We start from the raw sequence: 14,358 nt of genomic DNA on the forward strand, positions 1-14,358 counted from the left end.
TTAGGCCACCATCCCGATATTATTATTCTTTAATTTTTGTGTTAGCTGAGACATCGCCAGAATAACTTCCTCTGGCAAGTTACCAGCATCCGTACGCAATCGTTTTGAAAACTCCTCCAAGCGTTCCCAATCCTCTGCCCGTTCATATAACTCAAACAAATTAATGTACAACTGTGGTTCACTTTTGTGCGATTTAATGCCTTGCTCCAAGGTCTGCATCGCTTCATCCAATTGGCCATACATTAAGTAAGCATCAGCTTCTTGCAAAATACTGTTAACATCACGACCCAAGCTTTTACCCAAACCAATGCCTTCGTCATCACTGACCAAAGGGAAAAAATGGTTTTGCAGATTCTTAGTTGCAGCTCGGTATCCAAATTCTTTACCAATGTCCTTCACTTCTTGCTCATTGGTAACCATTGCCAAGCGATTAAACAATTCGTGATGACCCAAGCTATAACCCCAGCCCAACATTTTGTCTTTAATATTTTGCCCGTTTTTACCTAAAACACTGTACAACTCCCACAAATGTTTGGCGAATGCATCAATATTTTTATTTTGATAATCCAAGCCCAATGCATCAATTAATGCTGAAGCTGGGTTTTTCAATTTTGGTAAAACACGATTCAATTTATGACTGAATGTCGCATAATCGGCAAAACCACGCATCAATTTCATAGCATTGTCTGTTGGTAGCATGACTGACAATACCTGCAATTCTTCTTGAGTGATGTTTTGCACTATACCATGACCTGTAACCAATCTATCTGATTGATTAAGGCTAACAGTACGATGTGTTGTTTCTATAGCATGCAAATTAGATAAATGACCACTTTCCAGCGCAGTGGCTTGAGATACTAAATCTTTTTCAGAAGAACTGTTTTTTTGCTTAGACTCATCGTGCAATACTTGGGTATTGATGGTTTCCACATCCCAGTTCAATAATTCTTCCGCCAAAACTCGAATATCCAAGTTATTGGCATCCAATTCCAAGCCTGATTTCACCAAATGTTCAATCTGGGTGCGATCAAACATGGCTTTATTGTCCAAGACAAAATCCACCAATTTTTCATATTGCTCGGTTTGCAGATAAATTTCGGCCAAGTCAAAATACAAAGCGGAATCAGAACTTGAATGGGACTGCAAATAGTTCAACAATGCCTCTGCTGCTTTATCCAAATAGCCAAATTCACGATAAACCTTATACTCAGTCAATGGATCCACTTCCTGCACAGAAACTTTGACTGGTTGATTCAAGCCCATAGAAGACAATTCAGCTTCAGCTTCTTTAACTTCCGCATTGACTTCTTCAACTTTACTGGCAGTATTTTGCTCAGCTGCAAATGCGGCTACGGCAGTTTTTTTGTTAGGAGCGCCATCCTTATTCTTTTTCGCGCTGCTTGCTTTTTGCTGTACTGGTTTGCTGGCATTCTTTTTACCAGCAGCATCGCTTTGGCCCTTTTGTTTAACCTTCAGCAATACCACTATAAAAACCAACAAAACAACAGCCAAAACGATTTGCATTGTTTCCAAGGGATTCACCTTAACCAAATAAATATAATTATTCTCAAAAACTACCGTAACCACAGTTCAGCAAATGTCATGCCCATTTACTTATAATAACTATTATAAGCCTCGTATGCATAATAATTATTTGCAGATTTTTCAACACCATTCAAAATGGCACCTTTAACTACCACATTACTGTTGGCAAAACGCACAATACAGTTTTCAATATCATGTTCAGTGGTTAAACCATAACGTGCAACAATCAATGTGGTACCTGCCTGCTGCCCCAAAATAGCCGCATCGGTTACGGCCATAATAGGAGGTGCATCCAATATCACATAGTCATAGCGGCCTGAAACTTCAGCCAATAAACTTTCCAAATTGGCTTTCATCAGCAACTCTGCAGGATTTGCCGGCACATCACCTCGGGATACAAAATCCAAACCCTCAATTTCGGTAGTGCGTATGGCCTCATTAAATGAAACGACACCAGATAAAACATCACTCAATCCAGAGCCTATCGGTTGGTGTAACATTTCATGCACATAACCCTTACGCATATCACTGTCGACCAACAACACTTTTTTAGCCGATTGTGCCATGACCACTGCCAAGTTGGTACTGACAAAACTTTTACCCACCCCAGAGGTTGCGCCTGAAACCATCAAGATATTGTTCTTAGCTTCCATTAAAGTGAAGTACACACTGGTACGTAAAGCACGAATGGCCTCAACTGCGGGATCAGTAGGCAGATTTTGTGCCAATAAAAAATCTGTACGGGCATTTTTCTTTTTACTGGTTTTCACAAATAAGCCATCTTTATTTTTCTGTACCAACGACAGCGGAATGCTGGCCAACACATCCACACCCAAATAATCAAATGTTTCAGTGTTGCTAATTCCACGGTTGAATAAAGATTTAACCATAAAATACAAAGACGCCAACGCCGCAAAACCAGCAGTCAAAAGCAACAAGATTAAAGGCTTTTTGGGCTTAATTGGCTCTTCTAAAGTCACTGCAGCATCCACAATACGAACTCGCCCCGCATTACTGGCCTTCATAATCGAAAACTCTTGTTGCTTATTCAATAACTGCATATAAACTTGTTGTTCAATTTCCACATCACGGGTCAAACGAATCACGTCTTGTTGTATTTGTGGCATTGCAGCCACTCGTTTTACCAAATCACCCTTGGCTTGCTGTAATACTTTTTTCTTCTCAATCAAGGCTTGGTAATTAGGATGGTCTTTGGTAAACAACTCAGAAACTTCAGCTTCTTTAGTATCCAAACTGGTTAACTCAGATTCAATTTTGGTCAAATTCTCCATCACTGACTTGGCTTCTAAAGACAAATCCAATGTGGCATTTTTATGACGAAATTCGTTAAGTTTGTCTTCGGCCTCTTTCAAAGAATCTTTGGTCACAGGCAATTGTTTTTCAATAAATTCTAAGCTTCGTCCCGCAGACAACACCCCAAACTCTTTATCTTGATGCTCATAGTTCTTAATAATGCTGTTTAAAATGGCCTGTATTTTATTTTTATCCACTCCAACATAATTAAATGCCAAAATACCCGTATCCTTACCCACATCGCCTATGGATAAATTGGATTTGATTTGTTCAATGGCAGCCAATTTAGACTGTTTGGTTAAATTAAACTCTTGTCCACTCTCAGCTTGAATTTTCGTAATATTCAGCAAAACTCCATTAGCTGAGACCAATTTACCCAGCTCCCCATTTACCTGTATTTCCTGCCTGCTTCCTGCTTCAGGTATGGTTAAGGTATATTTTTTGTTGCCAAGATAAACCAAAGACAGTGTCTTATTTTCCAGTACAGATGGCACACTGAATACATTCAAGCTTAATGCATCTTCAGCTTTGATAGACTTACGATCAAACCAATCCCAAATAGGAATGGACTGATAAGCAATTACTTCATCGGTATTCAACTCCTCTACTGCTCGTCCTAATACCATACGAGACCTTGCCAAGTTAATTTCAGCGTCGGATTTTGTAGAAGCACCGCCCAATAAAGATTGTACATCACCCAAAATTTGATTTTGCTTATCTGCCTCAACTTGCACCAAAGCATTGGCTTCATACACAGGAGATGCAATGATTAAATATGCGATGGCCAATAACAGACCCACACCACCACTGGCAATAATTTTGTACTTATTAAAACTTAAAACATCCCACACTTGACGCAAATCGATTTCATCGTCTTTGGGAACTTGATTTTTATGTGTGTTTTCTGAAGTTGCCATTCAAAACAATCTTTCAACTAATGTAATTTTTCTGCCCACTTATTGGCAGCAGCTTCAATCTGTTGGTATACCAATGCAAACATCTCATCGCTTTTGTGATAAGGATCGGCAATCTCTTTATTCGGTAGCCACTGTCCAAACAACATGATTTTCCCCCTGACGGTGGGGCAAATTCTTTCCACAGCTCGAATATGGCTGGACTCCATCACCAGAATCAAATCAGCCTCGTGACACATAGCAGCATCTAACTGCCTCGCCAAATGACTTTCCATTTCGATGCCATGCTGACGAGCGATGCTTTTGGCTTGTTCATCTGCTGGTTTATTCACTAATGCCTGCACACCAGCAGATCTGACCTCACAATGCGGAGACAAATGTTTCAACAAGGCCTCTCCTGTTGGAGAACGACAAATGTTTCCGACACACACCACAAGAATTTTATTAAACATAACCACAATAATCTTAATTAAAACTGACCAGCAGTATTGGTAATAGACAACAAATTGGAAACCGATGGGAAGATGTTAGACATCACACGATTCCATCTCGCCACCGGTGCAGCAGTCACGTAAACCACATCATTGGGCTGCAATTGAAATTGCGTTCCCAATACATGTGCGCTGGCATCTGATAAATCCAATTGGTATATTTTACCCACTTTATTATTGGACATGCCTGCCTCAGCACGTATCACAAATACTCCTTTAGCGTTGGCAATATTATTGTTGATACCTGATGCCTCACCCAAAGCCTCAGTTAAATTCATACCGCCAGGATCCATGCGCAAAGTGGTTTGTTTGGTCACTTCACCCAAAATATGCACTTTCATCTGTTCGTTGGTTGGGATGTACACCACATCACCATCTTTCAAGATGAAGTTTTGTTGTAAATCACCATTTTGCATTAAATCATACAATGAGACAGACAAGTCCTGTCCATTGCGTGTCACCTTAATGCGCTGAATGTCGGCATTTTCATTGTAACCTCCTACCGAATTCACTGCATCCAGTAAGGTCAAAGGAACGTTGGTAATCGGCAATTGTGCCGACGCTTTCACCGCACCCGATATGTAGGCACGCTGGGAACGGTATTGCACCACAGAGACATCCAATTGTGGTTTATTGATGAATTTAGACAAACGTGCTGTTATGGTGCTACGGATTTCATTGGCCGTTTTACCCGCCACCTGCACATTACCAATATATGGATAGTAAATCGTACCATCCGCGTTTACCATCACCCCACCTCGCGGCGATTCTTTGGTCGCAGTAACTGAAGCACCCGCAGAATTCACCATCAATTCAGGATGATCCCATACCACTACACTTAATACGTCACCGGCCTGTACACGGTATTGATACTGACGCATGGACTGCATTAAACGCTGATTATCAGCTGAAACTGCATTCGGTTTTTGCATGCGCTGTATGAGCAAAGGCGTAATGGGATAAACATCCACCAACTCATCAATCGACACATTGGCATCGGCTTGTTGCACCACATGCTTGTCATTGACTTTTAACACCGATCCAGGAATGGTACATGCAGCCAAAATTTGCGCTGAAGCAATACCAATTACAATATTCTTGAATTTCACTGTAAGTGTATCCACTTTTAAAATTAGAGAGCTTGAGTGTGTTACGTTTCCAGCCAAAACCACCAACTGGAAATAATGCGTAGAAGTATAGCCGAAAGTTTGTGAATACTGATACTAAGTTTCAGCATTCCACTAAGTAAATGTCTCGCCTGTCGACTTTTTAGTTATTTTGATATAAATGCAAATCATTTATTGTCTTTTCATGCTTATGAACAAGATTATTACGGCTTAAGGCCTAACATTCTACCCAAAATTCATAAACGATAAACTGTTTCACATCAACATTAATCAAATAAGACGTTTCACTCTAACACTGTTACCACCAAATAAAAAGGCGTCCTGTAAAGGAGCGCCTTTTTATTAACAGTGCAATTACAAGGTCAAACCACCCGTCACCTCAATGGCAGCACCATTGATGTAGCTGGCTTCATCAGAAGCCAAGAACGCGTACACATTGGCAATCTCGCGCGGATCAGCCAAACGGCGCATCGGTACTTTTTCTTCCATGCCTTGCAATACTTTTTCAGGCATCGCTTTCAAGATAGGAGTAGCGACAAAGCCTGGGCACACGGCATTGGCGCGTATGCCTTTTTTACCCAATTCTTTGGCCCAAGTTTTCACCATACCGATTACACCAAATTTGGTCGCAGCATAGTTGGTTTGGCCAAAATTACCATACACACCCACCACTGAACTGGCGTTCAAAATCACACCGCCACCTTGCGCTACCATGGTATCGACCAATGCACGTGCCATGTTGTAAGTGCCTTTTAAGTTGATGTCTATGACTTTATCGAATTGGTCTTCAGTCATTTTAATCAACTGGGCATCCATCACGATACCGGCATTGTTGACCAACACATCAATGCGGCCTTTTGCCGCCAATAATGCTTCACGCATAGCCGAGATTTGATCTGGTTTGGTCACATCCACGACATAGCCCAAAGCCTGTCCGCCGACTGCTTCCACTTCTTTAATGGCAGCATCAATGCCTGCTTGGTTTAAGTCGCAAATAGCAACAAATGCACCTTCTTGTGCGAATTTAACGGCAGTTGCCAAACCAATACCACTTGCTGCACCTGTGATGACTGCGACTTTATTTTGTAAACGCATACTTCTGTTCCCTTCTACGGAATTCAATCAGTTATTGCTTTTATAGCCCCATCACCTTAGCTTAAATTATTGCAGCGCACAACTCATCCGCACATAATTTTGGACAGATATTCATTTGTAATATCAGCTCCTTAAAGTAACTGTTTTTAAAGTCTAAAATTAAGCACATATGAATCAAATACATAGAAAAGTCTGTTTTCAATAACATCTGCCTACTTGAGCAAACGCATTGCATTCAAGGTTACCAACAAACTGCTCACCGCCATCCCCAATGCCGCAATCCATGGATTGGCATATCCGAGCACCGCTATCGGTATCGCTACCGCATTGTAAATCGCTGCCCACCACAAATTTTCTTGGATGATGCGGCGGGTTTTCTTGCCTTGTACCAAGGCTGTCGCGACCAAGCCCATGTCAGGTTTAATCATCACCATATCGCTGCCAGCTTGAGCCACATCAGTGCCACCCTCAACCGCAATCGACACATCGGCCTGTACCAATACTGGTGCGTCATTAATGCCATCGCCCACCATCAACACAATCTTGCCTTGCTGTTGTAAATTGTGCACATAAGCCAATTTGGTTTCCGGCGTGGCTGCGGCGATAAAATGCGGAATGGACAAAGCCTCAGCCACTTTGGCCACAGCCCCCTCAGCATCGCCACTCAACACATGTACGCGTACTCGCAAGTCTTGCAATTGGCGCATCAACGCCGCAGCATCGCTTTTTAAGGTGTCTTCCAAACAAAAATACGCCACCATGTGCTGTTCATTGGCCAAGGCAATCCAGCTGCCAGATGCGGCCTGTAAACAATCCTGCGCAACATGTCCAAACACATCTGCCACCCATATAGGCCGCCCTATCGCCCATTGCACGCCATCAATCTGCGCCTGTAAGCCAAAACCGACCGTATTGTGCACATTTTCCACCAGCTTACTCGCATCCACCCCATATGCCTCAACCACAGCTTGCGCCAATGGATGCTCAGAAAACTGCTCTAACACTGCCGCATTAGTTTGCGCTTGCGTCAAATCATAGCCCGCACACACTTGCACATCGGCAATCTGAAACAGTCCTGTGGTTAAAGTACCAGTCTTGTCAAACACCACATCACTGACCTTGGCCAAAGTCTCTAAACTGTGGCCTCGGCTGATGAGCAAGCCATGTTTTGCCAAAAAGCCCGTGGCCGCGGCCAACGCCGTCGGCGTGGCCAAAGACAAGGCACAAGGACAGGTAATCACCAACAAAGATACCACCGTCCATACCGCCACTTTGGCGCCACTGTGAACATACCAATACGCAAACGTTGCCACAGCCAAACACAACAACACCGCCACAAATACCGATGCATAGCGGTCTGCCAATAAGGCCATACGGGGTTTTTGTGCCAATGCTCCATCCAATAAACGCACGATGCCAGACAAACGAGTGTATTGCCCCACACCGGTGGTTTGCACACACAAAGGGCTGCTCACATTCACGGTGCCGGCCTGTACGCTTTGTCCAACCTCTTTCAAGACTGGCAGCGATTCACCAGTTAACAAGGCTTGATTGACCTCACTGCTGCCTTCGAGCACCAGCCCATCGACAGGAAACACCTCACCCGCCCGCACCAATACCACATCGCCCGCATGCAAATGCGCTACCAAACCCTCTTGGCTTTGCTGCTCAGGATAATGTGGCAACAGATGGCAAAATGCCGGTATCAATTTATTGAGACGTTCAGTGGCATCGGCGGCTTTGCGTCTGGCGATTTGCTCCAAATAGCGCCCGCCCAATAATAAAAACACAAACATGGAAATCGAATCGAAATACACCCCTTCCGCGGTGCGGCTGAATAAGGCATACATGCTGGCGCCAAACGCCAACACCACCGCCAAACTGATGGGCGTATCCATGCCCACACGGCGATTGCGCCAATCGCGCCATGCCCCTTGATAAAACGGAATCGCCGAATACACCACCACCGGCAGCGTCAACACCATGCTTGCCCAATGCAATAGCCATAAAAAAACCGGCTCAATGTCACCATACAAATACGTCGGCACGGCATACATCATTACCTGCATCATCGACAAACCCGCTATCCACAGGCGCACCAATGCCTGCTTGCGCTGCTTGGTTTGCAACAGATGTTGCTGTTCTGTATCGTAAGGTTGCGCTTGATAACCGATTTTTTGTATGGCCAACAAGATGTCAGACAAAGCCACTTGTTCGGCCTGCCAGCTCACATGCAAACGGTGATTGCTGTAATTGATGCTGACACTGCTCACCCCCGCCAAACGCACTAAGGTCTGCTCTATCAGCCACACGCAAGCGGCGCAGGTAATGCCATCCAGTAACAGCGTTGCTTGTTTGCTGTCACCTTGCGCATACACAAAGCCTTGTTGCACTTCGGGCAAATCATACAAGCGCAATTGCGCCAAAATATCCGCCTCGGGCAAGGCCGCTTTATCGGCATCGGCAGTTCGCTGCTCGTAATAATAGTCTAGGCCAGCATCAATAATGCTTTGCGCCACGGCTTGGCAACCGGCGCAACAGGTAGCGTGTTCTATTTGACGGTACACAATAGGAAAGGCGGCGCCTTCAAGCACAGGCAAGCCGCAATGGAAGCAATTTGGGTTCATGCGCGCATTTTAGCGCAAGCGCACCGTGCCAATATTGATGCAAATGAAGAAATAAATGCAATAAAAAAGCCTGAAAAATTCAGGCTTGGTATTAACGTCGTTTTTTCTTGAGCAAGGCCAGCAGGGCCGTACCTATCACCACCAATAAACGGTTTTGCCAGGTATTCGGTGTAATCAGTGCCTTCCAAGTTTCAGGCTGCACTTGCCCCAGATACTGTCCCAAAGCCATGCGGCCAAACGATTTTTGTGGCGAATGTTCACGCTGCAAATGGCGTGCATATTGGTTATTGAGCAATTTCAAACGTATGATTTGCGCTTCCAATTCCAACAACTCTTTTTCCTCATCTGCCGTCATCATGCAACTCCTCAATGTCAATATCACTGTAACGCTTCTCGCCGCGGATGTAAGCCATATCGTCCTGTAAACCTTTGAGTGTGCTTTGCAAACAAGATTGCTGGCCTTTGAGTGTGTTCAACACCATCAGCACCAACACTGCAATCACCACCACACTCAAAACCACCAAACCAAAAAATACCCAGATTTTGGCCGCGGGGCTTAACGCCGCATTCAGACCGAATAACAAACACAGAAAGCCCAACAAAAATAAGATTAAAGCAGCGATGGCAGCAATCAATACCTTCAATAAGGCATTCTTCAAACCCAAGATGTCCACTCGAGCCATTTGTAGGCGGATCAACATGAGTTCTAGCACATTGCCAAACATTTCTTTTAACAGTGAAATTTGACTTTTTTCGTTTCCACTCATCACGCCTCCTTCCACATGCAAACTGCCTCAGATGCAGGACACACTGAGGCAGTTCATCCCAAAACGCTGTTTATTTGCGGCTTAGCAACACACCCAATAACACCCCAGCAGCAGCGGCAATGCCCAAGGCTTGATAAGGCTTTTCATGCACCAACGCATCGGTATGACGCGCAGCCTCTTTGGCTTTGTCTGTTACCGTCGCTTCCAAAGAAGCGTATTGTTGTTTGGCTTTGTCCAATTGAATTTTCAGTTTGGCTTTCAACTCTTTGGCTTCGGTCGAGCCGTCGTCAACCGCTGATTGGTAAAGGGTTTCGGCTTCTTTTAAGACACCACGCACATCGTCTAACAATTCGTTTTTACGCGCTTCAAATTCTTGAGTCATTACCTGCTCCTCTTACATAGTGGTTAATCGCATGTTTTTTGTGACTGAACCGAATTAACTAAGTTCCAAGCACATGTAGCATACACTAAAAAAGCGGCCTGTAACTTACAGGCCGCTTCAAATATGATGCAAATCACATTATTTATTTCACCAAACCTTTGGCTTTCAACACTTCCAACATGGTCGAACCCAATTCAGCTGGGCTGCGAGTATACGCCATGCCTGCACGTTCAAATGCGGCAAATTTTTCATCAGCAGTGCCTTTACCGCCAGAAATAATCGCACCAGCATGACCCATGCGTTTGCCTTTAGGCGCAGTCACACCAGCAATATAACCAACAACTGGTTTGGTCACATTAGACTGGATGAATTCTGCTGCTTCTTCCTCAGCCGTACCACCGATTTCACCAATCATGATGATGGCGTCGGTATCTGGATCGTCTTGGAACAATTGCAAAGCATCAATTTGGTTCATGCCTGGAATCGGATCGCCACCGATACCGATACACGTTGATTGGCCCAAGCCCAATTTGGTGGTTTGTGCCACAGCTTCGTAAGTCAAAGTACCAGAGCGAGAGATGATACCAATGCGGCCTGGAGTGTGAATGTGACCTGGCATAATGCCGATTTTACATTCACCTGGGGTAATCACGCCTGGGCAGTTAGGGCCGACCATGCGAGTACCGTTGCCATTGGTTTCCAAATAGCGTTTGGCTTTCAACATATCAATCGTCGGCACGCCTTCAGTAATCACGACAATCAAGCCCACGCCTGAATCAACCGCTTCAACAATAGAATCCAAAACGAATGGTGCTGGTACGTAAATCACAGAAGCATCCGCACCTGTTTCTTTAACCGCGTCTTTCATGGTGTTGAAAACTGGCAAGTCCAAGTGTTTTTGACCGCCTTTACCTGGAGTGACACCACCGACTACTTTGGTGCCATAAGCCAAGGCTTGTTCAGAGTGAAAAGTACCGTTTTTACCGGTGAAACCTTGTACCAATACTTTGGTATCTTTATTAATCAATACGCTCATTCATTCACTCCTTATGCTTTAACGGCATCAACAATTTTTTGAGCCGCATCAGCCAAACCTTCGGCTGGGATCAATTGCAAACCAGAATCACGCAAGATTTGCGCACCCAATTCCGCATTATTGCCTTCCAAACGCACCACCACAGGCACGGTCACATGCACTTCTTTCACTGCAGCGATAATCGCTTCAGCAATCATGTCGCAACGCACGATACCACCAAAGATGTTGACCAATACGCCTTGCACTGAAGGGTCGGCCAAAATCAATTTGAACGCTTCTACCACGCGCTCTTTGGTCGCGCCACCACCAACGTCCAAGAAGTTAGCTGGTTGACCACCGTACAATTTGATGATGTCCATGGTCGCCATCGCCAAACCAGCACCATTGACCATACAACCAATGTTGCCTTCCAAGGCCACATAGTTCAAATCGAATTCAGACGCTTTCAATTCACGTTCATTTTCTTGTGATTTATCGCGCTGGGCTGCGATTTCAGGCAAACGGTACAAAGCGTTTGAGTCTATGCCGATTTTGGCATCCACACAGGCCAATTCACCGTTTTCACGCACTGACAATGGGTTGATTTCAAACAAAGCGAAATCGTTTTCAACAAAGGCTTTGTAAGCACCGGTCATCAATTTCACGAATTGATTGATTTGTTTGTCTTCCAAACCCAAAGCAAACGCCACTTCACGCGCTTGGAAAGGCAACAAGCCTACCAATGGATCCACAGTCACTTTGATGATTTTTTCAGGCGTTTCTTCAGCCACTTTCTCAATTTCCACGCCACCTTCGGTAGAGGCCATGAAAGTGATGCGACGGCTAGAGCGGTCTACCACAGCACCCAAATACAACTCACGCGCCACTGGGTACATGTCTTCGCATATCAACACGCTGTTAACAGGCTGACCATTGGCATCGGTTTGATAAGTAACCAAATTGGTACCAATCAAGCTAGCGGCAACTTCCTTGGCTTCTTCGCGGGTTTTCACCACTTTCACGCCACCAGCCTTACCACGACCGCCAGCATGCACTTGGGCTTTAACCACCGCAAACTTACCACCTAATTCGTCAAACGCAGCCGCAGCTTCGTCACCGTTGGTGGCCAAGATACCACCTTGCACAGGCAAGCCATAGCTTGCTAACAAGGCTTTTGCTTGATATTCATGTAAATTCATCAGAGTTTCCTCTAGGTAAGTTAAACGGATTGCTTACGCAATCATTATGTTGATACACATCATTTCGCCATTCAGACGCGTGCTTATGGTTTCGCCTGAAATGGCAACACCCAATACGCCCAACCATATAGCCCTGCTCCCACCAACACAAGCAATAAAAAAATTATTCCCTTTTTGCGTGCGTTAGGACAAAAGCCATACACAGCCAAGCTGAATGTCATCATCATGGTAGTGACAACGGCAAACAGTTGGCGTCCTGAAAATCGATTTAAGGTGTAACTTTCTGTTAACACCACATTCAACTGCCATAAAGCCGCCAAACATAAGCAAATCACACCCAGCGGCAAAGCAATCAAACCCAGCACTTCAGTATTCATTTATATGTACATTATTTAGATATAAATAAAAAGCGCAGCCTCAGCTGCGCTTTTTAGTTAACCGTGCAATGCACGCTTATCGGTTGCCAATGCCGCTTCATGCAGCACTTCAGACAAGGTCGGGTGCGCATGCACGATGCGACCGATGTCTTCGGCAGAGGCTTTGAACTCCATCGCCATCACCGCTTCTGCAATCAATTCAGAAGCATTAGGTCCGATGATGTGCACGCCCAAGACGCGATCTGTTTCGGCATCTTTCAAGATTTTAACTGTACCTTGCGCTTGACCCAAGCCCAAAGCGCGACCATTGGCAGCAAAACCAGAAGTACCTTTGACATATTTCACGCCATCGGCTTTCAATTGCTCTTCAGTTTTACCTACCCAAGAGATTTCTGGGTGGGTGTAGACCACGAATGGAATGGTATTGAAATCCAAATGTGGTTTTTGACCAGCAATGCGCTCAGCCACAGCCACACCTTCATCACTGGCTTTGTGAGCCAACATCGGACCACGCACCACGTCACCAATGGCCCAAACATTAGGCAAATTGGTACGGCAATCCGCATCCACTGTGATGAAACCACGTTCGTCTTTGGCCAAGCCAACGGCTTCAGCATTCAAACCTTGGGTATTTGGCACGCGACCAATGGCAACGATCAATTTGTCGTAAGTATCAGACTTGGCTTCGCCACCCACTTCGTAATCAACGGTCACAGACTCACCATTGTTGCTTACTTTGTTGATTTTAACGCCCAACAAGATGTTCATACCTTGTTCTTTGGTCAATACTTTGAACGCTTCTTTGGCAATTTGTTGGTCAGTATTGGCCAAGAATGTTGGCATCGCTTCCAATACAGTCACTTCTGCACCCAAACGATTCCATACTGAGCCCATTTCCAAACCGATGACACCAGAACCAATCAAACCCAATTTGGCAGGTACTTTGGTTAAGTTCAACGCGCCTTCATTGTCCAAAATGGTTTGGTTATCCACATCGGCACCAGGCAATGGACGAGGTACAGAACCGGTTGCAATGATGACGTGTTTGGCCTCAACCACAGATTTTTCACCTTGGTTGTCCACTTCCACTTGCCATACATCGCCGTTTTGGCCTTTTAAAGAACCCAAACCGTGAATCGATTCTACTTTGTTCTTTTTGAACAAGAAGCCAATGCCGCCAGTCAATTTGGTCACGATGCCATCTTTGCGCTCAATCATTTTGTTAGCGTCAAAGCTGTTTACAGTGACATCAATACCGTGTTCTGCAAATTCAGAATGGGCTTGATGGAAGTTTTCAGAAGATTGCAACAAGGCTTTAGAAGGGATACAACCCACATTCAAGCAAGTACCACCCAAAGCAGGTGCATCACCCGCTTTGTTGCGACCGGCATCAATACATGCGGTTTTAAAACCCAATTGAGCAGCACGAATGGCCGCAATATAGCCGCCAGGGCCTGCACCAATGACTACTACATCAAACTGATTAGACATAAAAATCCTTTAAT

General features: G+C 44.7%; 13 protein-coding genes. All 13 read right to left on the reverse strand.

Features of this window, described 5'->3' with window-relative positions; genetic code table 11:
* Nucleotides 1-1,524 carry a tetratricopeptide repeat protein gene (locus tag BN3003_RS09900; protein ID WP_058356493.1) on the reverse strand — a complete coding sequence of 508 codons (1,524 nt, stop codon included), beginning with the start codon at nt 1,522-1,524 and terminating at the stop codon, nt 1-3.
* Between the two features lie 86 nt (nt 1,525-1,610).
* Nucleotides 1,611-3,776: a polysaccharide biosynthesis tyrosine autokinase gene (locus BN3003_RS09905; RefSeq protein WP_058356494.1), complete on the reverse strand. Its 2,166-nt coding sequence runs from the start codon at nt 3,774-3,776 to the stop codon at nt 1,611-1,613.
* A 17-nt stretch (nt 3,777-3,793) separates the two neighbouring features.
* Complete coding sequence (locus BN3003_RS09910) at nt 3,794-4,225, reverse strand: low molecular weight protein-tyrosine-phosphatase (RefSeq protein ID WP_058356495.1); 432 nt, start codon at nt 4,223-4,225, stop codon at nt 3,794-3,796.
* A gap of 17 nt (nt 4,226-4,242) precedes the next feature.
* Nucleotides 4,243-5,373 carry a polysaccharide export protein gene (locus tag BN3003_RS09915; RefSeq protein WP_058356496.1) on the reverse strand — a complete coding sequence of 377 codons (1,131 nt, stop codon included), beginning with the start codon at nt 5,371-5,373 and terminating at the stop codon, nt 4,243-4,245.
* 372 nt (nt 5,374-5,745) lie between these two features.
* A complete protein-coding gene (gene fabG, locus BN3003_RS09920) occupies nt 5,746-6,486 on the reverse strand; it encodes a 3-oxoacyl-ACP reductase FabG (protein WP_058356497.1) in 741 nt (246 codons plus the stop codon).
* A gap of 212 nt (nt 6,487-6,698) precedes the next feature.
* Nucleotides 6,699-9,113 (reverse strand): heavy metal translocating P-type ATPase, encoded by a 2,415-nt coding sequence (locus BN3003_RS09925; protein ID WP_058356498.1) that lies wholly within the window; start codon nt 9,111-9,113, stop codon nt 6,699-6,701.
* Between the two features lie 91 nt (nt 9,114-9,204).
* On the reverse strand, nt 9,205-9,471 hold the full coding sequence (locus BN3003_RS09930; protein WP_147645405.1) for a hypothetical protein: 267 nt from the start codon (nt 9,469-9,471) through the stop codon (nt 9,205-9,207).
* Complete coding sequence (locus BN3003_RS09935; RefSeq protein WP_058356500.1) at nt 9,455-9,880, reverse strand: phage holin family protein; 426 nt, start codon at nt 9,878-9,880, stop codon at nt 9,455-9,457. Before BN3003_RS09935 ends, BN3003_RS09930 begins: the two co-directional genes overlap by 17 nt.
* A gap of 70 nt (nt 9,881-9,950) precedes the next feature.
* Nucleotides 9,951-10,262 (reverse strand): ElaB/YgaM/YqjD family protein, encoded by a 312-nt coding sequence (locus tag BN3003_RS09940; protein ID WP_058356501.1) that lies wholly within the window; start codon nt 10,260-10,262, stop codon nt 9,951-9,953.
* A gap of 142 nt (nt 10,263-10,404) precedes the next feature.
* A complete protein-coding gene (sucD, locus tag BN3003_RS09945; protein WP_058356502.1) occupies nt 10,405-11,298 on the reverse strand; it encodes a succinate--CoA ligase subunit alpha in 894 nt (297 codons plus the stop codon).
* Between the two features lie 11 nt (nt 11,299-11,309).
* Entirely contained in the window at nt 11,310-12,476 is a 1,167-nt protein-coding gene (gene sucC, locus BN3003_RS09950; RefSeq protein WP_058356503.1) for an ADP-forming succinate--CoA ligase subunit beta, read from the reverse strand.
* 83 nt (nt 12,477-12,559) lie between these two features.
* Nucleotides 12,560-12,853 carry a hypothetical protein gene (locus BN3003_RS09955; protein ID WP_058356504.1) on the reverse strand — a complete coding sequence of 98 codons (294 nt, stop codon included), beginning with the start codon at nt 12,851-12,853 and terminating at the stop codon, nt 12,560-12,562.
* A 57-nt stretch (nt 12,854-12,910) separates the two neighbouring features.
* Nucleotides 12,911-14,344, reverse strand: a complete 1,434-nt coding sequence (lpdA, locus tag BN3003_RS09960) for a dihydrolipoyl dehydrogenase (RefSeq protein WP_058356505.1) — start codon at nt 14,342-14,344, stop codon at nt 12,911-12,913.
* Nucleotides 14,345-14,358: the final 14 nt, after the last annotated feature.

Origin of the sequence: Vitreoscilla massiliensis, assembly GCF_001457815.1 — a bacterium.
Taxonomy (GTDB): domain Bacteria; phylum Pseudomonadota; class Gammaproteobacteria; order Burkholderiales; family Neisseriaceae; genus Vitreoscilla; species Vitreoscilla massiliensis.